The organism is Arthrobacter sp. SLBN-122, from assembly GCF_006715165.1.
In the GTDB taxonomy this organism is placed as follows: domain Bacteria; phylum Actinomycetota; class Actinomycetes; order Actinomycetales; family Micrococcaceae; genus Arthrobacter.
In genome coordinates this window covers 809380-831639 of the sequence record NZ_VFMS01000001.1, presented here as the reverse complement: position 1 = coordinate 831639, position 22260 = coordinate 809380, and the positions used below count along the sequence as shown (strand labels likewise).

The 22260-nt window shown below is 66.3% G+C and carries 20 protein-coding genes and 1 pseudogene; 7 read left to right on the top strand and 14 right to left on the bottom strand.

Annotated features, from left to right (window positions below):
* The first annotated feature begins 57 nt into the window (after positions 1-57).
* Complete coding sequence (locus FBY36_RS03885) at positions 58-267, top strand: hypothetical protein (RefSeq protein WP_142117425.1); 210 nt, start codon at positions 58-60, stop codon at positions 265-267.
* 221 nt (positions 268-488) lie between these two features.
* Here the strand turns inward: FBY36_RS03885 and FBY36_RS03880 are convergent, their stop codons facing one another.
* From FBY36_RS03880 to FBY36_RS03845, 8 genes are all read right to left on the bottom strand, one after another.
* Positions 489-2294, bottom strand: coding sequence for a glycoside hydrolase family 15 protein (locus FBY36_RS03880; protein ID WP_142117424.1), 1806 nt, complete (start codon positions 2292-2294; stop codon positions 489-491).
* Positions 2295-2370: 76 nt separating this feature from the next.
* Positions 2371-3126, bottom strand: a complete 756-nt coding sequence (locus FBY36_RS03875; protein WP_142117423.1) for a ZIP family metal transporter — start codon at positions 3124-3126, stop codon at positions 2371-2373.
* Positions 3126-3743, bottom strand: a complete 618-nt coding sequence (locus FBY36_RS03870) for a hypothetical protein (RefSeq protein ID WP_142117422.1) — start codon at positions 3741-3743, stop codon at positions 3126-3128. Before FBY36_RS03870 ends, FBY36_RS03875 begins: the two co-directional genes overlap by 1 nt.
* A 29-nt stretch (positions 3744-3772) precedes the next feature.
* Positions 3773-4876 (bottom strand): enolase C-terminal domain-like protein, encoded by a 1104-nt coding sequence (locus FBY36_RS03865; protein ID WP_142117421.1) that lies wholly within the window; start codon positions 4874-4876, stop codon positions 3773-3775.
* Between the two features lie 3 nt (positions 4877-4879).
* Entirely contained in the window at positions 4880-6670 is a 1791-nt protein-coding gene (locus FBY36_RS03860; RefSeq protein ID WP_142117420.1) for a thiamine pyrophosphate-requiring protein, read from the bottom strand.
* Positions 6671-6672: 2 nt separating this feature from the next.
* The gene (locus FBY36_RS03855) at positions 6673-8328 is read right to left on the bottom strand and encodes a GMC family oxidoreductase (RefSeq protein ID WP_142117419.1); all 1656 of its coding nucleotides are present in this window, start codon (positions 8326-8328) and stop codon (positions 6673-6675) included.
* Positions 8325-8966 (bottom strand): gluconate 2-dehydrogenase subunit 3 family protein, encoded by a 642-nt coding sequence (locus tag FBY36_RS03850; RefSeq protein WP_142117418.1) that lies wholly within the window; start codon positions 8964-8966, stop codon positions 8325-8327. The genes FBY36_RS03855 and FBY36_RS03850 overlap by 4 nt, the downstream gene beginning before the upstream one ends.
* Entirely contained in the window at positions 8963-9430 is a 468-nt protein-coding gene (locus FBY36_RS03845) for a hypothetical protein (RefSeq protein ID WP_142117417.1), read from the bottom strand. The genes FBY36_RS03850 and FBY36_RS03845 overlap by 4 nt, the downstream gene beginning before the upstream one ends.
* A gap of 78 nt (positions 9431-9508) precedes the next feature.
* Between FBY36_RS03845 and FBY36_RS03840 the strand changes: the two genes are divergently transcribed.
* Positions 9509-10015, top strand: coding sequence for a MarR family transcriptional regulator (locus FBY36_RS03840; protein WP_235008707.1), 507 nt, complete (start codon positions 9509-9511; stop codon positions 10013-10015).
* A 123-nt stretch (positions 10016-10138) separates the two neighbouring features.
* Here the strand turns inward: FBY36_RS03840 and FBY36_RS03835 are convergent.
* From FBY36_RS03835 to FBY36_RS03815, 5 genes and pseudogenes are all read right to left on the bottom strand, one after another.
* Positions 10139-11112 (bottom strand): annotated as a pseudogene (locus FBY36_RS03835) (aldose 1-epimerase family protein).
* Positions 11109-12182, bottom strand: coding sequence for a glucose 1-dehydrogenase (locus tag FBY36_RS03830; RefSeq protein WP_142117416.1), 1074 nt, complete (start codon positions 12180-12182; stop codon positions 11109-11111). Before FBY36_RS03830 ends, FBY36_RS03835 begins: the two are co-directional and overlap by 4 nt.
* An 11-nt stretch (positions 12183-12193) precedes the next feature.
* Positions 12194-12820: a phosphatase PAP2 family protein gene (locus FBY36_RS03825; RefSeq protein ID WP_235008706.1), complete on the bottom strand. Its 627-nt coding sequence runs from the start codon at positions 12818-12820 to the stop codon at positions 12194-12196.
* A 273-nt stretch (positions 12821-13093) separates the two neighbouring features.
* Positions 13094-13393, bottom strand: a complete 300-nt coding sequence (locus FBY36_RS03820; protein ID WP_142117415.1) for a DUF4193 domain-containing protein — start codon at positions 13391-13393, stop codon at positions 13094-13096.
* A 128-nt stretch (positions 13394-13521) separates the two neighbouring features.
* Positions 13522-15627 carry a transglycosylase domain-containing protein gene (locus FBY36_RS03815; protein ID WP_235008705.1) on the bottom strand — a complete coding sequence of 702 codons (2106 nt, stop codon included), beginning with the start codon at positions 15625-15627 and terminating at the stop codon, positions 13522-13524.
* Positions 15628-15778: 151 nt separating this feature from the next.
* Between FBY36_RS03815 and FBY36_RS03810 the strand changes: the two genes are divergently transcribed.
* The 3 genes from FBY36_RS03810 to FBY36_RS03800 all read left to right on the top strand — a co-directional run bounded on the left by FBY36_RS03810 (position 15779) and on the right by FBY36_RS03800 (position 18715).
* On the top strand, positions 15779-16348 hold the full coding sequence (locus FBY36_RS03810; protein WP_142117414.1) for a hypothetical protein: 570 nt from the start codon (positions 15779-15781) through the stop codon (positions 16346-16348).
* A 21-nt stretch (positions 16349-16369) separates the two neighbouring features.
* The gene (locus FBY36_RS03805; protein ID WP_235008704.1) at positions 16370-17434 is read left to right on the top strand and encodes a S1C family serine protease; all 1065 of its coding nucleotides are present in this window, start codon (positions 16370-16372) and stop codon (positions 17432-17434) included.
* A 75-nt stretch (positions 17435-17509) separates the two neighbouring features.
* Entirely contained in the window at positions 17510-18715 is a 1206-nt protein-coding gene (locus FBY36_RS03800) for a CynX/NimT family MFS transporter (RefSeq protein WP_142117413.1), read from the top strand.
* Between the two features lie 17 nt (positions 18716-18732).
* Here FBY36_RS03800 and FBY36_RS03795 read toward each other — a convergent pair whose 3' ends face one another.
* Positions 18733-18927: a hypothetical protein gene (locus FBY36_RS03795; protein ID WP_142117412.1), complete on the bottom strand. Its 195-nt coding sequence runs from the start codon at positions 18925-18927 to the stop codon at positions 18733-18735.
* A gap of 323 nt (positions 18928-19250) precedes the next feature.
* Here FBY36_RS03795 and FBY36_RS03790 point away from each other — a divergent pair, with 323 nt between their 5' ends.
* Positions 19251-20600 (top strand): MFS transporter, encoded by a 1350-nt coding sequence (locus tag FBY36_RS03790; protein ID WP_142117411.1) that lies wholly within the window; start codon positions 19251-19253, stop codon positions 20598-20600.
* Positions 20601-20940: 340 nt separating this feature from the next.
* Entirely contained in the window at positions 20941-22251 is a 1311-nt protein-coding gene (locus FBY36_RS03785; RefSeq protein ID WP_142117410.1) for a glycosyl hydrolase, read from the top strand.
* Positions 22252-22260 lie beyond the last annotated feature (9 nt).

The following is a 22260-nucleotide window of genomic DNA, read 5'->3' as shown; positions in this document are numbered from 1 at the left end:
CTCGTCCTGGGCCGGGCCGCTTTTCCCTCCCCCTTGCCGCATCCAAGGAGACCAGCGGTGTACACACGAACTGTCCCGGCCATTGCTGCCATTTTCCCAGCTCTGTTCCTCTCCGCAGGGCCGGCCCCTGCCGCAAATTACACAGACGACGACCTCAATACTTACGTCGACTGTCCCTTGGAGCGCATCGGCACCCAACTGGTCCGCTGCGACAACCTCACCGGCACCGGGGTTGATGCGCCCTACTGGATTCCCGAGCAGAAGTAGCAGCTGCCCCAGCGCGTTGACATAGGCACCCTTCTGCGACGGGAGTGGCCGGTACCGGGACGCGGTAGGGGACCATCTGGACCGCCTGCGCACCGCCATAGCGGCGGCCGGCTACTCAGCCCAGGAACGGAGGTACCTGCTTGACCGGGCGCAGGCTTACGCCGCCGAGCTCGAGGCCCAGCTGGAAACGTAACTCGTGCGTGCGCTCCTGGCTGTCCCACTCACTTCAGGTCGGAGTGCTTTCCCTTCATCGGGGCGTTGCTGTGGTGCGGGCCGTGGTGCAGCTGGAGGGCGCAGTGGATCAGCGGGAAGTGGCTGAAGGCCTGGGGCGTGTTGCCCAGTTGCCGTCCGCGGCGGGGATCCCATTCCTCGCTGAGCAGGCCCACGTCATTGCGCAGGGACAGCAGGCGTTCGAACAGCTCCACCGCCTCATCTCGGCGCCCGATGCCCAGCAGCGCGTCCGCCAGCCAGAAGGAGCAGGCCAGGAAGACGCCCTCCGTGCCGGGCAACCCGTCATTGCTCGCTCCCGGATGGTACCGGAGGACAAACCCGTCCTCCGTCAGGTTCCGCTGGATCGCGTCCACGGTGCCCACCACGCGGGGATGGTCGTGGGGAAGGAACCCCACACGGGGGATCAGCAGCAGGCTGGCATCGAGTTCCCTGCTGCCGTAGGACTGGACGAAAGTGTTGCGTTTTTCGTCGAACCCGTGGGCCATGACGTCTTCGTGGATTTCCTTCCGCAGCCTGGCCCAGCGGTCGCCGGGACCGGGAAGGCCGGACTCCTGCACGGCCTTCACCATCCGGTCCGCCGCCACCCAGGCCATCACCTTGGAATGGGTGAAATGGCGCCGGGGTCCGCGCATCTCCCAGAGCCCGTTGTCCGGCCTGTCCCACGCCCCCTCCAGGAACTCCATCAACGCCACCTGGATGTCCCAGGAATCGTCCGTGGTATCGGGGTCCGCGGCCCGGGTGAGGGCCAGGCCGTCCAGGACCTCTCCCCACACGTCCAGCTGCAGCTGCGGGGCGGCGGCATTGCCGGTGCGCACCGGTTTGGACTTCTCGAAGCCCGCCAGCCACGGCAGCTCGGCTTCCGGCAGCCTCCGGGTACCGTCCAGCCCGTACATGATCTGCAGGTCAGCAGGGTTTCCCGCCACCGCGCGCAGCAGCCACTCCCGCCAGGCCGCGGCCTCATCCACATAGCCGCAGGCCAGCAGGGACTGCAGCGTCAGGGTGGCATCGCGCAGCCAGCAGAAGCGGTAGTCCCAGTTGCGGCTGCCGCCCGGATCCTCCGGCAGCGAGGTGGTGGCGGCGGCCACGATGCCCCCGGTGGGCGCGTAGGTGAGCGCCTTGAGCGTGATCAGGGACCGCTCCACGGCGTCCTTGTACTTCCCGTCCATGGAGTTCCGGCCGCTCCATTGCTCCCAATACTCCTGGGTGGAGGCCAGCGCGCTCTCCGGATCGGTCCGGTCCGGAACCGGCTTGTAGCTGTGCGCCCACCGGAGGACGAACGGGATGCGGTCCCCGGCCTTGACGGTGAACTCGCTGACGGTCCGCATGTCCCGGCCCTCCAGGGGCGCGGGGGTGCTGAGGTAGGCGGCGTCCGGGCCGGCGATGGCGCTGATGCCATGATCCATGCGGCGGACCCACGGAGCGATGCGGCCGTAGTCGAAGCGCAGGCACAATTCCCCCTGCATGGCGACGCTCCCTTTCAGGCCTTCCACAATCCGCACCATATCCGCGGAATCATCCCTGGCCGGCATGAAGTCCGTGACCCTGACGCTTCCGTCCGCGGTGTCCCATTCCGTCTCCAGGATCAGCGTGCCGGGCCGGTAGCGCCGCCGGGTGCAGTCTCCGGCCCCGGCGGGGGCCAGCCGCCACCGTCCCGCGTCCGGGGTGTCCAGCAGGGCCGCGAAGCAGGCCGGCGAATCGAAGTTCGGCAGGCACATCCAGTCAACGGACCCGCTCCGGCCCACCAACGCCGCCGTATGCAGGTCACCGATGATCGCATAGTCTTCGATGCTTGCCATCCGTCCCTCCCGGGGCTCGTGTCTTAAGCAAATTCCGTGTCGCGTGGCGCCGCCGGTGCAGCCTTACCGCAGGGACCTACCCGCCCACCTGGTCCACCGTGAAGGCAGCCAGGAAACCAGCGGCGGCAATCAGCCCGGTGAGCAGATGGTGCTCCTCGAAGGCTTCGGGAATCATCGTGTCCGCGAGCATGGCCAAGATGGCTCCGGCCGCCACGGCGGTAATGAAGGCCACCACTTCCCCCGGGGCGCCCTGCAGGAGCACGAACCCGATCAGGGCGGCCAGCCCGGAGAGTACGGCGATCCCACCCCACACCCCGAACACATACTTGGCACCGCGTCCGGCCTTCTTCATGCCCGCAGTGCTGGAAAGCCCCTCCGGGACATTGGAGATGAAGACGGCGGCCAGCATCGCCGGGCTCACGGCCCCGGCCGTCACCAGCCCCACGCCCAAAACCACCGATTCCGGGATGCCGTCCAGCAGCGCCCCGATGGCGATGGCCGTCCCGCTGCCCGGCTTCTCCTGCTCGGAGGGCTGCCTGCCGCCCGAGCGCTTCCGGTGCTTGGCGCCTTTCATTGCCAGCAGGGAATTGGCGGCCACGTAGACCAGGGCGCCGGTGGCGAACCCGCCGATGGTGGGCCAGAGCCCGCCGCCGTTGACGGCTTCCTCCACGAGTTGGAAAGACAACGCGGAGATCAGGACCCCCGCGCCGAAGGACATCACGGAGGACACAACTTTTGGCGGGATCTTCCACTTCCACGCCAGGGCGCACCCCACCACCAGGGCCCCGCCGGCGATGGTGCCCCACATCCATGCCTGCAACCATTCCGGCATCACGCACCACCCGCCGTCGAACGCCCTGACTGCAAGCGCTTCGCCTTCATCGCAGCCCGGACCGACGCAACGGCCAGGAGGGCGGCCACGCCTGATGCGGCGAGGGCCAGCAGCCGCCGCAGCGTGCTGGTGCTTTCGAGCACGGCGCGCGGGTCCGGACGCGGCTCCGGCGTGCTGAAGGTGACATCGCTGCTGTCCAGCTCCCAGGCCGAGGCCGGAGGGAAAGTCCCGGCGGGCAGCTTGTCCTGCCGCAGTTCCCGGCGCCGGGCCAGGTGCTTCCGCACCCCGTCATTCGGGGCGGGCACCGCGGCCTCGGCCGCCAGGGCTGCGGGAAGGTCGATAAGGTAGGGCTCGCCATGGAATGCCGCGGAAGCCACCGAATCCAGCCAGATGGTGGTGGGAGCCTTCACGCCCCGGCGCGAGAATTCCGCCTGGAGCATCTCCCGGATCTCGTGCAGGCCCCTGCCCCTGGCCGCCTGGGTGACCTCGAAGATCGCCGCCTGGAGCTGGGCTTTCTCCTCCGCGGCAGGGTCCTTGGCGTTGGGGTCCTGGCCTGTCGGGTCCGGGTCCAGCGGTGTGGTGTCTGGCGGGTTTCCGCTGCCTGGGCTGGTGCTCATGGGCTTCCTCTCAGTCCTGTCATCCTGTTTCAGCGAATCCGGTAGGGCTCTGCGTCGGCGGCGCGGAAGGCCAGCCCGTTTCCGGGGGCATCCGATGGCCGGACGCACCCGCCGCCGGGGTCAAGGGTTCCGTCGAAGAACAGGTCCTCGATCCGGACGTGGTCGTGGAACCATTCCAGATGCCGGAAGTTGGGTGTTGCGGCTGCGACGGCGGCACTCAGGTGGGGTGCGCAGTGCCCCGAGACCTCCAGGCCGTGGGCGGCAGCGACGGCGGCGATCCGTAGCCATTCGCTGATCCCGCCGCACCTGCTGACGTCCGCCTGCAGGCAGTCCACGGCGTCCGCGCTGCACATGCGCTGGAAGTAGGGCAGTCCCGTTCCGTATTCCCCGGCTGCCACGTCGGCGTCGACGGCGGCCCGCACCGCCCGCAGCCCCGTCAGGTCGTCGCTCGAGACCGGTTCTTCGAACCACGTGACCCGCTCTTCTGCTGCGTCCCGCATCACCCGGACCGCCTGCTTGGCGGTGTAGCCGCCGTTGGCGTCCACGAACAGTTCGGTACCGGGGCCGACGGCGGCACGCGCCTGGCGGATGCGCTCCAGGTCCCGTGGGACGTTCGTTCCGCTGTCCTGGCCGATCTTGATCTTCACGCGGGGGATGCGCTGCTCCTGTGCCCAGCCCTGCAGCTGGTCCCGCAGCTGGTCCTCGGTGTAGGTGGTGAAGCCACCGCTGCCGTACACCGCCACGGTGTCCTGGACGGCGCCGAGGAGTTTGTGCAGCGGCAGCTCCAGCAGCCGCGCCTTCAGGTCCCAGAGGGCACAGTCGACGGCGGACACGGCATAGGAGCCCAGGCCCGTCCGGCCCGGGTTGCGCACCGCCCGGGCCATCGCCGCGGCCGCCGCCGGCACGTCCAGGACGTCAAGGCCCTCCACGGCCGGGGCCAGCAGCCCTTCCACCAGGGCCGCCGCTGCCGCCGGCGCGTAGGTCCAGCCCAGGCCAGTCGTCCCGCCGCCGTCCGCCTCCACCAGGACCAGCGTGGTGGAGTCCCAGCTGTAGGTGCCGTCCGCTTCCGGTGCGTCGGTGGGAACCGTGTAGGCGCTGGCCCGGATTGCGGTGACGTGGGTGGCGGCGGACATGTCTCAGCCCTCCTTGTGCGGCAGGAATTCCTGGATCTTGGTCTTGACCCCTTCCTTCACCACACCCCAGGCGCTGTCATCGCCCTTGATCATGGCCTCCGCCGTCTTCCGCGCCTGCTCAAGGGTGGCGTGCGGCGGAATCGGCGGAATGTCGGGATCGGTGCGGACGTCCAGCACGGTGGGCCGGTCCGCGGCGAGGGCCTTCTCCCAAGCCGGCCCCACGTCGTCGGGATCCTCCACGTGGAGGCCCTGCAAACCCAGGCTTTCGGCGAAACCCGCGTAGTCGACGTCGGGCAGGACCTGGGATTCGCGGAAGGCCGGCACGCCGCCCATTGCCCGCATCTCCCACGTGACCTGGTTTAGGTCGTTGTTGTGAAGGACGGCCACCACCAGGCGGGGATCAGCCCATTCGTGCCAGTAGTGCTTCACGGTAATGAGCTCCGCCAGCCCGTTCATCTGCATAGCGCCGTCACCAGCGAACGCGATGGCGGGCCGGCCCGGGAAGGCGAACTTGGCGCCGATGGCGTAGGGGACGCCCGGGCCCATGGTGGCCAGGTTCCCGGACAACGAACCACGGACGCCGTCCCGGAACTTCAGCTGCCGCGCGTACCAGTTGGCGGAGGAACCGGAATCCGCGCTGAGCATCGCGTCCGCCGGCAGCCGGGTGGAGAGCTCGGCGAACAGCCGCATCGGGTTGACGGGGTTGGCGCTGACCATGGCTTCGTCGTGCATGGTCTCCCACCAGCGCCTGATATTTGACTCCAGGTTTTCCCGCCAGGACCGGTCCTGCTTCCGCGCCAGGTGCGGGATCAGGGCGCGCAGGGCCGTGGCTGCGTCGGCCACGATGTTGAATTCGTTGGTGTAGCGCAGCCCGATCATTTTCGGGTCCACGTCGATCTGCACGCCGCGGGCCTGGCCGGGTTCCGGCAGGAACTGGGTGTACGGGAAGCTGGACCCCACCGTGAGCAGGGTGTCGCAGTCCCGCATCATTTCGTAGCTGGGCCGGGTGCCCAGCAGCCCGATGGAACCGGTGACGTAGGGCAGGTCATCGGGCAGCGCGTCCTTCCCCAGCAGCGCCTTGGCCACCCTGGCCCCCAGCAGTTCCGCCACCTCCCGGACCTCGGCAGCCGCACCGCGGGCGCCCTGCCCAATCAGGATGGCCACCTTGGATCCCTCGTTCAGGAGCTGGGCGGCGCCGCGGATTGCCTCGCTGTCCGGCTGGAGGTCCGGCCAGCGCACCCCAACGCTCGAGGGCACCATCTTGAAATCGTGCGTGGGGGCGGCGTACTCGAGTTCCTGCACGTCCGCCGGGATGATCACCGCGGTGGGCGCCTGTTGGGCCTCGGCGATCCGGATGGCCCTGTCGATGACATTGGGCAGCTGCTGGGGAACGGTGACCATCTGGACATAGTCCGAGGCAACGTCCTTGAACAGGGTCAGCAGGTCAACCTCCTGCTGGTAGGATCCGCCCATGGCGCTGCGGGCGGTCTGCCCCACGATGGCCACCACCGGAACGTGGTCCAGCTTGGCGTCATAGAGGCCGTTGAGCAGATGGATGGCCCCGGGCCCGGAGGTGGCCATGCACACGGCAACGCGCCCGCCGTACTTGGCGTAGCCCACGGCCTCGAACGCCGCCATCTCCTCGTGCCTGGCCTGGATGAATTTGGGTTGGTTGCCCGCCTTGCCAAAGGCGGCGAGGATGCCGTTGATGCCGTCTCCGGGGAAACCGAAGACCTTGTCCACGCCCCACTCACCCAGCCGGGAGAGCAGGTAGTCGGCCACTGTTGTTGCCATGATCAGTCTTCCTTTGCGCTCATCGGGGCGCCGCGGCGGGCGCCTTGGACCAGGACGCGGGCGGCCCGGGCCGCCAGCGCCATGATGGTCAGGGCAGGATTGGCGCTGCCCTGGGTGGGCAGCACGCTGCCGTCGGTGACCAGGAGATTGGGTACCGCGAAGCTGCGGCAGTTCCGGTCCACCACGCCGTCCTCCTGGGTGGCTGACATCCGCGCCCCGCCCACCAGGTGCGCGTAACGGTTGATGGTGATGACCTCCTCCGCCCCCGCGGCGGTCAGGATTTCCTCCATCACCTTCTGCGCGGCGGACATCAGCTGCCGGTCGTTGTCACACTGGCTGTAGCTGAAGCGGGCCACGGGGATCCCGTGCCGGTCCGTTTCCTCCGCCAAGGTCACCCGGTTCTCCTCCAGGGGGAGGAATTCGCACAGCGCGCCCAGGCAGGCCCAGTGCGGGTAGTCGCTCATGTAACGGCGAAGGGTGGGCCCCCAGTGCCCCTGGGCCGCAACATGTTCAGCCCAAGTGATGGGCAACGGGGACACGCACTGGATGGAGAACCCCCGCTTGTACGGCTTGGAGAGGTCCGTTTCGTAGAAGTCCTCGGTGCTGACTTCCGGGGGAGGGGCCTTCCACATCCGCACCTCGGCCTGGAACCGCCCCGCGGTTTGCGGTGCGCCCTGGACCATCAGGTACCGGCCCACCTGGTCAAAGTCGTTGCACATCCCTTGCGGGAAGCGCGGCGAGGTGGAATTCAGCAGCAGCCGCGGGGTTTCGATCGAATAGCCGGCCACCGCCACCATCCGGGCCCGCTGGAACCTGGTAATGCCGCCCTGGACGTATTCCACGCCCGTGGCCAGGCCGGTCTGTTCGTCGAAACAAATCCGGGTGGCCATCGAGTCGGGGCGGATTTCGGCGCCGTGCGCCAGCGCGTCCGGAACGTGCGTGATCAGGGGCGAGGCTTTGGCGTTGACCTTGCAGCCCTGGAGGCAGAAGCCGCGGTAAATGCAGTGCGGCCGGTTGCCGAACCTGCCGTTGGCAATGGCCACCGGCCCCACCTTGGCCGTGATCCCGCACGCCCTGGCACCGCGGAGGAAGAGGTCCCCGTTGCCGGACACCGGATGCGGCCGGTGGGGGTAGCCATGCGGATCGCCCCACGGCCAGTGCTCGCCGGCCACCGGCAGCTCCGCTTCGATGTCCTCGTAGTACGGCCGCAGGTTCGCGTAGTCCAGGGGCCAGTCAGCGCCCACCCCGTCTGCGGTGAAGGTGCGGAAGTCGCTGGGGTGGAAACGCGGCGTGTAGCCGGCGAAGTGCACCATGGATCCGCCCACTCCACGGCCCGAGTTGTTCGACCCCAGGGGCACAGGATCCGTCCCGGAAATGACGCGTGGTTCGGTCCAATAGAGATGGTGGGACCCGGCCTCATCGCTGACCCAGTCCCGCTCCGGCTCCCAGAACGGCCCGGCGTCCAGGCCAACGGCACGCCAGCCGGCGCGGGCCAGGCGCTGCAGCAGGGTGGCCCCGCCGGCTCCGCAGCCCACGATCACCATGTCCACCTCTTCGGTTTCGCTGTACCGCCGCATGTCCTCCCGCAGCCGCAGGTTGCTGCCGGGCCCGGCAGGGAGCAGCCACGCGGACTCATTGCGCTCGCGGACCCTGTTCACCGGTCTGCCCCATGCGTCGGATCCGCACCGGGGCGGACGTCCCGCACCTCGAACGGCTCCAGCCGGTCCACCCCCAGGTTCTTGTAGCCGCGCGGGTAGGCCGGTCCGGCGAAGCCGATTTCGTCCCAGGCCAGGGGATGCGAGTAGAACGCGGTGCAGGCGTACCGGGTCCAGAGGCTCCACACCCGGTCCGCCGGCAGTCCGTGCCACAGTTTCCGGTCAAGGTTGCAGATGTCCTGCAGGAGTCCGGCCTGCTGCTCCGGATCCAGCCGGGCGAAGGTGCAGCCGGTACGGGAGCGCGCTTCACTGTCCAGCGCCGCCAGCGTTGCCCGCCACGCTTCACCGTCCCGCGGCATGTTGTCGTAGTGCCAGCCATCGGTTTGCTCCTCGGCCAGCCGGGCGTCCACCATGTTCACCACGGGCACGCGGGGCTCGCCCTGCTGGCCCAGCAGCAGGTCAAAGAGGGCACGCGCCGCAGCCTCCTCCCCGGGGGTGAAGAAACGGACGTCCGGCGGCATGCCCAGGCGGGATTCGACGACGGCGGCAGTGGCCCGGTCCCAATGGTCCGCCTGGGCAAGGGTGTTGAAGCCCGGGTAGCGGCCGCCGCCGTCGGACGTTTCCAGCGGAAGGCTGCTCATGGTTCCCGCCTCAGGACGGAGGCCAGCACACCCATCCCGCCCACCAGGGTGACCAGCAGCGGCGCGAACAGCGGCGGACCCATCTCCAGGTTGTAGGGCAGGTTGGACAGGCCGCCGGGCTTCTGCCGGATCCCCTGCAGGTGCAGCCAGGTTCCCTGCAGTCCGTTGGCGATGATGGCCGCGCTGGCCAGCGGGAGGGCGGTCTTTGCCATGCGGCGGCTGAACACGCCGGCTACCCCCGCGGCGGCCCCCACCGGGCCCAGGGCCACAGGAACCCACATCCACGCGTTGCCGAAGCTGGCCTTGTCGTGTTCAAGGTAAATCTCGGCCGCAGTGACCAGGGCCCCGGCTGCTGTCAGGCCTGACAGGGAACGTTCAAACCGCCCCGTCTGGACGTTCCTAATGAGGCGGTCAATGCCGTTGACTGTGCTGGTGACCGGATCTGCCGGATGTTGCGTCTTCATGATTCTCCTTCATGCCGGCGACCCAACAGGCGGGGGAACCGGCAAACTTTGCGGGGCAGCAACTATTGGAGGAAACTGATGCCCATGGAAACATCTGCCGGATCTGGGCCGGTCCCGGAAGCTCTGAGTCGGGAAGTCGAAGCCGTGATGGCCGCCGCCGACACCCTCATGCGCGTAGTGGCGCGCTCCGTTGCCGAGGTTGAGGACATCGTTAATACCCCGCAACTGCGGGTGCTGGTGCTGATCCACACCCACGGACCCCAAAACCTGGGCGGTGTGGCCGCAGAGCTTGGCGTGCACGCCTCCAACGCCACCCGCATCTGCGACCGGCTGGTAGCGGCTGACCTGCTGCAGCGCCGCGAAGATCCCGCTGACCGCCGGTACATCCGGCTGGAGTTAACCCGTGAAGGCAGGGAACTGGTCGATACCGTGCTGCAGCACCGGCGGCAGGCCATTGCCGAGGTAATCGCCAGGATGCCCGCCGGGCGGCGGCCCGCACTGGCTGCAGCGCTGGAGGCCTTCGCAGCCGCCGCCGGTGGCCAGGGTACCTCCGACGGTCGCTTTACGTTGGGATCCGGCGCCTGAAGGAACCGGATCCTGGTGCGGCAAGCCATGCCTTCATTGAACCCCAATGCTTGCGTATGCGCAATAGTTGGCAGTGATCGCGGCTGGCTTTTCCGGTAGGTCCGGAGGGGCGCATGGGACCGTTCAGAGCGGTCTGATGCCCCACTGTCCGGTGTGGGATTGCCCGGGCTCCAGGGTGATCAGGCCTTCGCCTGAGTTGAAGGCGTCGGGGGCGCAGGTCATGGGCTCCACGCCCAGTCCGGTGCGGCGGCGGTCCGGTTGCGGGAGGCTGTCGCCCGTGAAGATTTCCAGGTAGGGGTAGGTATCGTCCACCCACAGCTCAATGCCACCGGAGCGGTCCGGACGCAGCAGTGTCACGCTGGCGCGCCCGTCCCCGTCACGGACCAGGTCGGTGTAGGCCACATCGATGGGCCGGGCCCCAAGTTGCTGGAGCTCGCGCAGGTCGTACTCCGTGCCATCCACACGCTGGTGCCCGGTGGGGATGCCGCGTTCATCCACGGCAGGTACGTCCGCCCCGGCACCTGGACCAAACCCCCGTCGATGACCTGGCCCGACTGCCCCAGGCTGAGGTACGGATGCGCGCCCGTACCAAAGGGGCAGGGCTCTTGGCTGCGGTTGGTGACGGTTGTCCGCACCCTCAACCCGCCGTCGTCGAGCCCGTAGTCCAGGCGGCAATCCAGCACCCACGGCCAGCCCTGGCAGGCGTGAAGGGTGTGCGTGAAGGAGATTCCGTCCTCCCGCTGATCCTCCACCTCCCAGTTCCGCCAGCGGGTCAAGCCATGGATGGCCCCGCCCTTGTCCGGCTCGCTGAGATCAAGCTGCAGCGTGCTGCCGCCCCACTCGTAGCTGCCGCCCCTGACCCGGTTGGGCCACGGGATGAGGGACTGTCCGCGCGCCCCCGTGCACATCTCCTCCGGGCCGTAGCCCTCCACCAGGGGGCGGCCGTCCAGCAGGTAGTCCCGCAACGCTCCGCCCACCTCCGTGAGGTGCGCGGATTGCCGGCCGTGCCGGATGCCGTACTGGCGCCCTGACGGGAGCCGGTGGCCGCTGTTGGCGTCCTGTCCTGCCTGGCCATCACTCTTCGCCGCCGGGCTCATCGCTGACGGGTCCCGCCGTCGTCCTTCGCCTGGAGGTCCAGCACCACTTTGACGTCATCCCGGCGGTGATCGAAGGCCTCGGCGAATTTTTCCAGGGGCACCCGGCGGCTGATGAGCCGGTGCAGCCAGTCCGCGTCAGCAGCAGCCAGGGCCTTGGCGCCGGCGTCGTAGTGGCGCCGGTTGGCGTTGACGCTGCCGAAGACCACGCCGTTCATGAGTACTTCCTCGCGGTTCAGCGCGCCCACGTCCACCTCGGTTTGCTTCCCGGTGCCTGAGACGCCGGTCAGGCAGGTGATGGCATCCTGGGCGCGGCAGCGGAGGGCGTCCAGCACCACGGGGGTCACGCCGGTGCATTCCACCAGGACATTGGGCTTGAGGCCGGAGTCCGGCAGGGTCTCGCTGTGGTAGGTGGCGCCAAGGGCGCGGACCAACTCCGGCTTGGGCCCGTCCTTGACGATGTCGAACACGTGCACCTCCAGGCCCTGCTGGACGCCCAGGAGCGCGGCGAGCAGGCCAACGGGTCCGGCCCCGGTCACCACTGCGACATGGGGGTCGAAGAAGGCCCGCTGCCCGATCCTGTTGATCTGCTCCCAGGCCTTGGCCACGATGGTGGTGGGCTCCAGCAGCACTCCCACGTCCTCGAGCCCGGCGTCCAGTTTCACCACGGCATCCGGGGCCGTGCGCCATTGCTCGCGGGCAAATCCGTCCAGGCCTTTGATGCCGTGCTCGGTGTACTTGCCGTTCAGGCACATATCCCATTCACCGGCGGCGCAGGCCTTGCACGGCTCGGGATCGGGCCTGCGGACAATGCCCACCACCAGGTCTCCCGCCGCGAGCCCGGAATCCTCCGGAGCCTCCACCACCCGGCCCAGGTTCTCGTGCCCCAGCACCAGATAGTCCTGGCCGGGCGGGGCCTCGCCGTATTCCGCGTCGATGATCTCGCTGTCCGTGCCGCACAGGCCCACGGCCAGTGCCTCCACCAGCACCTGGCCCCCGCCCGTCTCCGGTTGGGGAATATCGCGCAGGTGAAGGGAGTCCTTGACTCCAGGGGTAACTGTCAGCGCACGCATGATGCCTCCCTTTAGCCGTGGTTGTCTTTGCCAGTGTCGCGCTTTATTTGCGGGAACGCAACGGTATTCGAATTGTGGCTGCCCTCATTGTTCTGCCGCTGGTCGCCGCGGCTGATGTCCAGCATGATCACCACCGCAAGGAGGACTACGGAGATTGAGGCGGATGCGAGCGTGTCGGTAAACCAGTGATAGCCAAGGTAGACGCGGCTTGCTGCTTCCAGCGCCAGGCCTCCGGCAGCAGCGGTGAAGGCCAGTATGACGGACAGCGTGCGGGAGGACCGGGAGAAGAGAAGATATGCGCCGATGAGCAGGAAGTTGGAGGCGCCGACGACGTGCCCGGAAGGAAACGACGACGTCGCATCGGCGCCCAGCATCATCAGGGCCGTTGGGGGCCGGGAGCGTCCCACGGCGTGCGCAATAACTTCCGTGACGATGACCCCCGTAAGCATCGACCCGGCGAGCAGCAGGGGTCGCCAAAGACGGTGGGTCCGCAGGGCCCAGCCCGTCGTGGCGAGCAGCGTTATCACCGGAAGCGCCACCGGGCCGAACACGAAGGCGAGTCCTGCCAAGACGGCTGTGGCCGCTGCGGTCCGGTGATCCACGAACCATCCGGTCATGGGCCCGTCAGCCGTTGCCACGCCCTGTCCGTGGAGTACTTCCCCGAGTGTCAATAAGAAGGAGGTCGCACCAGCCAGGGCCAGCATCAGAGCCACCGCACGCAGGATGAGGTACCGGCCGGGGGAAACGGCATACCCCTCGCCTAAACGGAAATGCCCTGACAGGCCCTTCCGGGAAGTCCTGCTGCTGCCGGTGCCCATCCCCAGGGGCGGCTTGTCCGGCCGGGGCGCCGACGCGGGGTTGCTTGGCTGCGCGCGTCCGGGTCGTGGAGCAGGCGGCAGGCCGGCCACTGCTCATCCCTCACATTCGATGCAGTAGGCGTGGCCGTCCCTTTCCCGGTCCAGCTGGGAACGGTGGCGGACCAGAAAGCAGGACGAGCAGGTGAATTCGTCCTCTTTCTGCGGGACGACTTCGACGACGAGCTCCTCGGCGATGAAGTCCCCTGGCAGTCCTATCCCGTCCACCGTTTCGGCTTCATCGAGTTCCCTGGCCACGCTGCGGGCGTCCGGGGTGTTCTCAGTGCGCAGGGCCTCCAGGGACCGTTCCTGCGACTCTTTGACTTCTGGCCGGACTTCGTCGTAATCGCTTGCCACGGCGTACTCATTTCTCCTGGTGGACGTCCGCTCTTCGGTTTGGAGGGAAAAGTGATATGCAAGGGTAGCGCAACAGTTATAGGTGCGCAACGGTATTCCGCTGCCGGAGGCCTGTGAGCACGAGCCGGTTACAGGAACATTGACAGGGGCGGTGCGGGAAAGGGGCCGCCTGGATATGCCGCGGCCGCGGCGTTCATGAGGCGGGCCCACTGGGTACCGGCAATGTTGGCCCCGTCCAGGCCGGCGTAGTACTTCCCGTTGATGGTGATGTGCTCGTTTGCCCATTCGGGCCCAAACCCTTTGTAGCTTCCAAACCATGAGGCGGTGGCGATGCCGGTGGTGGCGCCGACGGTCCAGGTCTGGGTGTGCCCGTCGGTGGTGCCGGTTTTGGCGAAGATGTCGTGGTCGTTGTTGACGGGGATGTTGTAGCCCGATCCTTTGGTCAGGACCGGTTTGAGGGCGAAAGTGACGCCGGCAGCAACGTCAGGATCAATGGTCTGGGTGCAGTCCGCGGCCGGCACCGGATAGTTGTGTCCCTTGGGCCCGGTGACGGTCTCCAGGGCAATGGGGGAGCAACGGACTCCGCCCGCGGCGAAGGTTGCGTAAGCGGTAGCCATGTCCAGCGGCGCCACGTCCTGGGTGCCAATCAGGCTGGCGATACTGGACAGGTCGTAGGGCTTGTTGGTGTGCCCGTTCTTGACTCCGGCCGCCGTGGCCATTTTTTGGATGTTGCAGAAGTCCAGCCGTGTTGCTGACTGGAACGTGATGGTGTTGATGGAGCGGTAGAGGCCTTCCAGCACGCTCATCGGATGGTAGTGGTAGGGGTCGTCGTTGGGCAGTGGCGTCTGGCCGAGGGCAGGGTCGTATGACCCGGTGGTGGTGCCGCAGCTGTTTTTCCAAGGGAATCCTGCCTTGTAGATGCGGACTGAGCCGTCCAGCCGGGTGGCCATGGAACGCCCGGAATTAAGCCACTCGGCGAAGATGAACGGTTTCATGGTGGAACCGATCTGGAAGCCACCGGCGCCATGGAGGGGATTACCCCGGCTGTCCGTTTCCGGAAGGGTGAGGTTGCCGGTGTAGTGTCCGGGCCCCGGCGCCGGGCTGTAGATGGTGTTTTGCGCCATGGTCAGGATCTTGCCGGTCCCGGGCTGCACGCTGACAAGGGCGGCCCCGCGCTGCAGTGGGTCCGTGGGGCGAAGTGAGGCGTTGACCTGTTCCTGTGCCACCTTTTGCAGCTCCGGGTCCAGGGTGGTGCGGATGGTCAGCCCGCCTTGGTACAGCAGTTTGCGCCGGGCCGCCTCGTCGGGACCAAAGGCGGGATCGTTCAGGATCAGGCGTTGAATGTAGTCGCAGAAGTACGGTGAGTTGGCCGCGGCGCATCCCTGGGCCGACGGCTGGACGTTCAAGGCAAGGGGAGCGGCAACAGCCTTGCGGTGCTGGACCGTGGAGATGTAGCCCTGTTGAAGCATTTGGTCCAGGACTTCATTGCGCCGGGCCACCACATGGCCCGGTTCAGTGAGCGGATCGTAGTACCCGGGCCTGTTGACTACTCCTGCCAGGGCGGCGGCCTGGGTAAGACTGAGGGCGTTTGCGGGGACGCCGAAATACTCTTTGGCTGCCGTCTGGACGCCGTAAGCTCCGTTGCCGAAATAGACCAGGTTCAGGTAGCCCTGAAGGATCTGGTCCTTGGAGTATTTGTCCTCGAGTGCGACGGCGAGCTTCATCTCCCGAAGTTTGTCGCCGATAGTCCTGGCGGCGCTGGGCTTAACCTCGTCCGCCCTGCCGCTGGATATCAGCGACTGGATGAGCACATTCTTGACGTACTGCTGGGTAATGGTGGACGCCCCCTGCCGGCCGCCCTGGGCGTTCACATAAAGGGCCCGGAGGATGCCGGTCGGGTCGATGCCGCCGTGCTCATAGAAGCGGGAGTCCTCGATGGCCACGATCCCTTGGCGCATGAATGGTGATATCTGCTCCAGGCGCACGGGTTCTCGATTCTGCGAATAGAACCGTGCGATGACCGATCCATCTTTGGCCAGCACCTGGGAGTTCCTGGCCGGCGGATCCAGATCGAGATCAGAGGGCAGTTGATCGAAGAACCTGCCGGATGCCACGGTTACGGTGGAACCCAGTGCCGCGGCCGGGGCCAGGAGCCCGGCGACCAGAAAGCCGCCGATGACGCAGGCCGCAACGAAGCCTGCAGCCCTTTTCCACGTGGTGTCCATCAGAAGCATGCAAAAGATTCCTTGTCGCGTTGTCCGGCCGGGAGTGCCGCATCTCTTTGGAATACTTGGCAATGTGCAAACAACGCTATCCCGCCCTCTGAGCCCGTAGTTCTGTTTTCGGTTACGGGAGGGCAACAATTCAGGAAATGCGACGAGGAGAATGCCGAAGCTGTTGCGCATTCGCAACTGCTGCGCAACACTGAAGGAGATGCTGGAGCGGGCTGGGCGCATTGGAAGGGATCGCAAGGCCACGGAAAGGAACATCATGAAACCCACCCACGGCACAATCGAATTCTTCCGCTTCCTGCCGGTCCTGGTCATTGCAGCCCTCCTGATGGCTGGCTGCTCCGACCCTGCTGAAGGCGACCGCGACCCTGTTGCGCTCGGCTCCGACCTGAACTTTGCCGGGCTGGAGCTGCGAAGCGTTCTGCTTGTGACATCAGGGCAGGATGAACCCGCCCGCGTCCTGGGGACGATCATCAACACCACGGCCACGGATATCGAGCTGGTCCTGGCCGACTCCGACGAGCAGGTGCCGGTCAGGATCCCGGCCAACGGTAACAGGGAGTTTGACCAATCGCCCGTCATACTCAACAGCGCCCCGGAAGCTCCGGGGGCGCGGGCTGATCTGACAGTGAGTGTGAAGGGGCAGGAAACCATCATTAATGTCCCCATCCAGAATGGGACTTTTGACCAGTACCAGCCCTATATCCCTTCTGCCAGCCCGTGACGCCTAAAGAGGAGGTATCCCATGAGGTTTGGACTCTGCGCCGCGGCCGGAGTGGCGGCGGCGGCACTGACATTGACGGGCTGCACCGGCACCCAGGCGCCGGCGCCCGGTTCCTCGTCGTCCGTCGCTTCCCCGGGAGCTTCGCAAGCACAGTTGGCGGACGGTGCGGGGTTGCCTGCGGTTCCCGGCGTTGTCAGGGAAGTCGAGCCTTCCGTCGTCACCATCCGGACAGCTATCGGCCTCGGCAGCGGGGTCATTTATCGCAGCGATGGATCCATCGTCACGGACGCGCACGTTGTGGAGGACCAGCAAGAACAGCCCTTCAAGAACGTCGTGGTCCAGTTCGCGGACGGCTCCCAGTCCCAAGGCACCGTCATCGGCGTTGACGACGTCACGGACCTTGCTGTCCTTAAGGTCGACCGTACCGGCCTTCCGGCGGCAAAATTCGCCGCATCCGATCCCGAGGTGGGTTCGATGACCGTGGTCATCGGAAGCCCACTGGGGTTGGAGGAGACCGTCACTGCCGGGATCGTTTCAAGCCTGCACCGGAACATGCCGCCGTCGAAGGAATCACCTCACGGCGCCATCGATCTGCTGCAGACGGACGCGCCGATTTCCCCTGGCAATTCCGGCGGTGCAGTAGCGGATTCCAGTGGCCAGGTGATCGGTCTTTCCGAGGCGTACCTTCCACCCAGCACGGGAGCCGTTGCCATCGGGTTCGTTACGCCGTCTTCCACGGTTACCGACGTTGCCGACCAACTGTTGGCAAGCGGGTCGGTCAAGCACGCCGCCCTCGGCGTGGTCCCCACCGACATCACGCCACAGCTCGCCCAACGCTTCTCGCTGCCCACGACGGCCGGGGCATTGATCGTGGATGTTTCCCAAGGAAGCCCGGCGGAACAAGGCGGCATGAAGCCAGGCGACATCATCACCAAGTTCGCCCAGACGGACATTCGAAGTGTGACCGACCTGCTCGTAGCCCTCAGGAAGCAGGACCCCGGGCAGCAGGTGGACGTCGTGGTGCAGCGGGGTTCAACATCACAGAACCTGCACATCACCCTTGGAGACCTGGCCGGAGAGCGCTGAGCTGGGAATATCACCGCATTTTTGGGTACCTTTCCCTGGCAAGAAGGACTAGGTTGACGAGGGAAAGAAGCTACGATGACTGCCGCCACCCGGAATGCGCCTCAACGCACCCTCAGATTCGGGTTTGCCTTCATAGGGGTTCTGCTCATTGCCGTAAACCTTCGGGTTTCCTTTGTCAGTGTGGGTCCCGTCCTGGCCAACATCAGCAGCGATCTGGGACTGTCCAATCCGGCAGCAGGGTTTCTCACCGGCCTTCCGCTCATCTCGTTCGCGGTCTTCTCACCCGTCGCGCCCGCTTTTGCTGACCGCCTGGGGCTGGACCGGGCGCTGTGGCTGTCCCTGCTGATCCTCGCTTCGGGCATCGTGCTTCGCTCACTGCCTGTGCCCGGTTTCATCTGGGCAGGCACAGCCACGCTTGGCCTGGCCATCGCCTTCCTGAACGTCCTGGTGCCTTCCCTGGTGAAGCGGGACTTCCCGCTGAAAGTCAGCCAGGTCACCGGCAGCTACACGGCGGCCCAGGCAGCCTTCGCCGCCGTCGGGGCCGCTGTGGTGGTCCCCGTGGCCCAAACTTCACCTGCCGGATGGCGGCTTGCCCTTGGCATCTGGGCGGGGCTGGCCATTATCGCCACAGCCGTCCTGCTGCCGTTCCTGCGCAGGCCGGCCGCAGCCGGCACGCACGCCACCGCCCGGAGGGCACCGAACTCCTACCAATCCCCCTGGACTTCGTTCCTGGGATGGCAGGTGACACTGTTCATGGGACTGCAGTCGGTGGCCTTCTACGTGTTGATGGCGTGGCTGCCCACCATTGAGCAAAGCCAAGGAGTTCCCGCCACCACTGCAGGCATCCATCTATCCGTCTTCCTGCTGGTCAGCGTGTTTGCAAGCCTCGGAACAGGGGCGGTCCTTCACCGTGGGCGGGACCAACGGCTCACAGCCTCTGCAAGCGCCGCCTTCACCTTCATGACGTTCCTGGGACTGGCCCTTGCTCCTGACCTTATACTCCTTTGGGTCCTGCTAGGGGCAATCGGCTGCGGGAGCCTCATCGTCATCGCCCTGTCGCTGTTCAGCCTCCGCACGCGGAACCACCCCCAGGCGGCGGCCATGTCAGGGATGGCCCAATCCGTAGGCTACGGCCTCAGCGCCATAGGCCCCGTCTTATTCGGCGGTCTGCATGACCTCACCGGTTCCTGGACCGCCCCGCTCATCACCATCGCCGCGGCCATGGCCGTCCTGACCCTCATTGGCTCACTTGCAGGACGCGACCGCGTGATCGGCGGCTAGCTGGTGCCAGGAGGGGACTACGCGCGGTAGCGGGAGTTCGGGCACCCGGGCGTGAAGCACTCAATCGAGGACAGTTTCCACCTCTCCGCTGATTCCGGGTTCTGGTCATCGCCCGCCCGCTCCCACATGGGGTAGGCCGTTTCACCGCAAAGCGGACAGTCGGCTGCGTAGCTGCGCATCTCTTCCGCCGAGAATTCCCGATCCTCTTCCACTCCTCAATGCTAAGGCCGGCAGTATGCAGGAGCGCGGGGGATATTCCCGGAAAGGGCGGTTCCCAACTGGGCGGTCCCGCGCCGGGACGGGTCTTTGGAATGCGCTCTTGCGTATACGCAATAGTTGCGTAAAAATAAGAGCATGGTTCCGGGCAAGGATCCTGGCTGAAGGTGCAGGGATATGCACCGCCATGCCGGCCCCACCCGAACAAGTCCTGCTCGTTCCGCCCGGCGGCGGAAAGCGGACCCGATGGGCCGCGGGAGAGCAATAGCTTTACTGGGGGACGCGGTCTGATCTGCCATATCGCGAAGGAGCATTTCCAATGGCACAGAGCGTTAAGTCAGCAACGGCAGTGGGCAATGCCCGGTGGAAGCGGTTGATTCCGGTCGCCATCGTCGTCTACATCATCTCGTTCATGGACAGGACGAATATCGGGTTCGCCCTGAACGGACTCCATAAGGACCTGGGTATCGACGCCGCCCAGCAGGGCCTGGCTGCAGGCATTTTCTTTATCGGCTACCTCGTCCTGCAAATTCCTGGCGGCCACCTCGCCGAGCACTGGAGCGCCAAGAAGTTCGTCGGAATCATGGTGCTCATTTGGGGCGTCCTGGCCGTTCTGTCCGGATTCATCCAGGATTTCACCCAACTGCTGGTGGTGCGCTTCTTCCTGGGCGTCGCGGAGGCCGGCATCTGGCCGGCAATTCTTGTCCTGATCAGCCACTGGTTCCCCGCCGCGGAGCGGGCGCGGGCCTACGCGTTCTGGATGATGAACATTGCCATCGCTTCGATCATCACGGCGCCCCTCTCCGGCTGGATTCTTTCCTTCTCGGACTGGCGGTGGCTGTTCATCATCGAGGGCATTTTCCCGTTCGTCATCGCCGCACCCCTGTGGTGGGCCCTGATCGCCGACCATCCCCGCGAGGCCTCATGGTGCTCGGTCCAGGAGCGTGAGTACATCGAGAGGGGACTTGCCGAAGATGCAAAGGCACATCCGCAGCAGGAGAAGCTGGGCCTGCGCCACGTGGTGTCCAACTCGGTGGTGTGGCGGCTGACCCTGGTGTACTTCCTCATCCAGATCGGCTTCTATGGCATCAATATCTGGCTCCCGCACGTGATCAAAACGATCACCTCCGGATCCTCCATGGAGGTGGGGCTGATTACGGCCATTCCGTACGTGTTGGCCATGGTGGGGCTTTGGTACAACGCCAAGGCAGCCGACCGTTCGGGCCGCTACTCCACGCACGTCCTGCTGTCGATGGCAGTCGGGGCTGTTGCCTTGGTGGTTTCGGTGGCAACCGGAGACAACATGCCCATCCTTGCGGTCACCCTCATCAGCATCGCCGTCGCCGGAGCCCTGGCGTACGACGGTCCCTTCTGGGCTTCAGCATCCCGGGCAATGCCAGTGGCCGTCGCCGGCACCGCTATGGGACTGATCAATGCGGTGGGCAATCTCGGTGGATTCGTAGGACCCTACGTTGGCGGTTTTCTGCAGGATGTCACGCAAGGCAGTTTCCTGGCCACGTCCATTTTCCTGGCATGCTGCCTGTTGGCCGCGGGCCTGGTGATGCTGACCCTCCGGCGCAGCGGTGACAGGCCGCTCTCGCGTGACCGGTTGCAGGAAGCCCAGTCCGGAGGGGCAGCGGCAGAACCAAGGATGAAGAAGACTTCCTGACCGATGGCACCGCAGTAACTCGCCGCCGATCCAGGGCCATGCCGCAATGTGCGGCATGGCCCAACGTCGTCTTTAGGCAGCGCCGGCGGCGACGGGCCCGCCTGCCAGCGACACCGCGGTCTCTTCGGCGCATGCCGTGATGGGGCCGAGGTGCCGGCCAGCCAGCCCTCATCGTCATCGTCATCGAGCTCGGCGCGCAGCGTCGCAAGGACTGCCGGATCGACCAGGAGCCGCCCGGGATCATGACGGTGATTCACGTATTCCTCATTTTCCAGCAAGTTTTTGCGCAGAATTCCATCAAGGCCTGATCAGTTTCACCACATGGCCTTTAGGATCAGGCATGTGCCGTCCGGTGCACCTGGCCGGCAGCAAACTTGGCTGCCACGAACGATTCTGGGGATCGATAGCCTTGTTCAACTCCATAAAGACACGCTTCGCGGCCGTCGCCGCAGGCCTGGGCGTGGTCCTGGCCCTGACGGTGGTTCAGCCCGTGGCCGCGCAGGCAGCTGCGGGACAGATCGCCTTGAGCCCGGCAACGGGAGCCGCAGGATCCTCCATCACCGTCACCGGCAGCGGCTTCAAGGCCTCCACCACCGGAACCGTGATCATCGGTTCGGCTACTTTCCCCTTAAAAACGACGTCGACCGGCGCCTTCAGCGCCCCGGCCACCATCCCGGCAACCGCCACAGGCAAGATCACCGTGACTGCCAAGACGTCCTCCGTCCAGGGCTCGGCCGTGTTCACGGTTACTGTGCCGGCCCCGACGGCCCCGACCGTGCCGCCCGTCAGTACCGCCAAACTCCGCTTCGGGGCGGCGACGGCGGGAGGCCCCCTGGCCGGCAGTGAGCTTGACCAGGTGGCGGTCCTGGCTGGTGAAGCACCGTCCAGCGTCTTGTTCTACGAGGACTTTGCGCAGCCCGCACCCATCACCGAAATGAACGCGGTCCGTGCCCGGGGCGCCGTTCCCCTGGTCACCTGGGAGCCCTGGTTATGGGGCGGTGGTGTGAACCAGCCGGCCTACAGCCTGGACCGGATCACTGCCGGTGATTTCGATCCATACATTGCTCAGTGGGGCCAGGCGCTGGCCTCCTGGGGTTACCCGGTCCAGCTGCGGTTCGCGCACGAAATGAACGGCGACTGGTATCCGTGGGCTGAAAGCGTCAACGGCAACCAGCCAGGGGATTACGCCGCGGCCTGGCGGCACGTGCATGATGTTGTCGCGGCACAGGGTGCCAGCAATGTGTCGTGGGTCTGGAGCCCCAACGTTCCGTACTACGGCTCCACGGACCTGGCCGGCCTGTATCCCGGAGCGGGGTATGTGGACATCGTGGCCCTGGACGGTTACAACTGGGGAACGTCCGCTTCCTGGAGTGCCTGGATCTCCGCGCAGGACCTCTTCGCGCCGGGTATCGCCCAGCTTCGAACCCTGGCTCCCGGGGTGCCCATCCTCATTGCCGAAACGGCGTCGAGCGAGGCTGGCGGCGACAAGGCCGCGTGGAACTCTGGCCTGGTGTCCTACCTTGCGGCCCAGCCCGACGTGATGGGTTTCGTGTGGTTCCACCTGCAAAAGGAAACGGACTGGCGGATCAACAGCAGCGCCGCCTCCGCAACAGCGTTCAAGAACGCGCTTCAGACCAGGCCCACGTCCTAGCCGGTCGTT

Bases quoted from the DNA above. Each gene is read 5' to 3' on its own strand.
- FBY36_RS03860 (WP_142117420.1), bottom strand. From the start codon at position 6,670: ATGGCAACAACAGTGGCCGACTACCTGCTCTCCCGGCTGGGTGAGTGG.
- FBY36_RS03865 (WP_142117421.1), bottom strand. From the start codon at position 4,876: ATGTCCGCCGCCACCCACGTCACCGCAATCCGGGCCAGCGCCTACACG.
- FBY36_RS03785 (WP_142117410.1), top strand. From the start codon at position 20,941: ATGTGCCGTCCGGTGCACCTGGCCGGCAGCAAACTTGGCTGCCACGAA.
- FBY36_RS03875 (WP_142117423.1), bottom strand. From the start codon at position 3,126: ATGCCGGAATGGTTGCAGGCATGGATGTGGGGCACCATCGCCGGCGGG.
- FBY36_RS03810 (WP_142117414.1), top strand. From the start codon at position 15,779: ATGCCGAAGCTGTTGCGCATTCGCAACTGCTGCGCAACACTGAAGGAG.
- FBY36_RS03850 (WP_142117418.1), bottom strand. From the start codon at position 8,966: ATGAGCAGCCTTCCGCTGGAAACGTCCGACGGCGGCGGCCGCTACCCG.
- FBY36_RS03870 (WP_142117422.1), bottom strand. From the start codon at position 3,743: ATGAGCACCAGCCCAGGCAGCGGAAACCCGCCAGACACCACACCGCTG.
- FBY36_RS03815 (WP_235008705.1), bottom strand. From the start codon at position 15,627: ATGCTTCTGATGGACACCACGTGGAAAAGGGCTGCAGGCTTCGTTGCG.
- FBY36_RS03845 (WP_142117417.1), bottom strand. From the start codon at position 9,430: ATGAAGACGCAACATCCGGCAGATCCGGTCACCAGCACAGTCAACGGC.
- FBY36_RS03840 (WP_235008707.1), top strand. From the start codon at position 9,509: ATGCCCATGGAAACATCTGCCGGATCTGGGCCGGTCCCGGAAGCTCTG.
- FBY36_RS03790 (WP_142117411.1), top strand. From the start codon at position 19,251: ATGGCACAGAGCGTTAAGTCAGCAACGGCAGTGGGCAATGCCCGGTGG.
- FBY36_RS03830 (WP_142117416.1), bottom strand. From the start codon at position 12,182: ATGCGTGCGCTGACAGTTACCCCTGGAGTCAAGGACTCCCTTCACCTG.
- FBY36_RS03800 (WP_142117413.1), top strand. From the start codon at position 17,510: ATGACTGCCGCCACCCGGAATGCGCCTCAACGCACCCTCAGATTCGGG.
- FBY36_RS03805 (WP_235008704.1), top strand. From the start codon at position 16,370: ATGAGGTTTGGACTCTGCGCCGCGGCCGGAGTGGCGGCGGCGGCACTG.
- FBY36_RS03880 (WP_142117424.1), bottom strand. From the start codon at position 2,294: ATGGCAAGCATCGAAGACTATGCGATCATCGGTGACCTGCATACGGCG.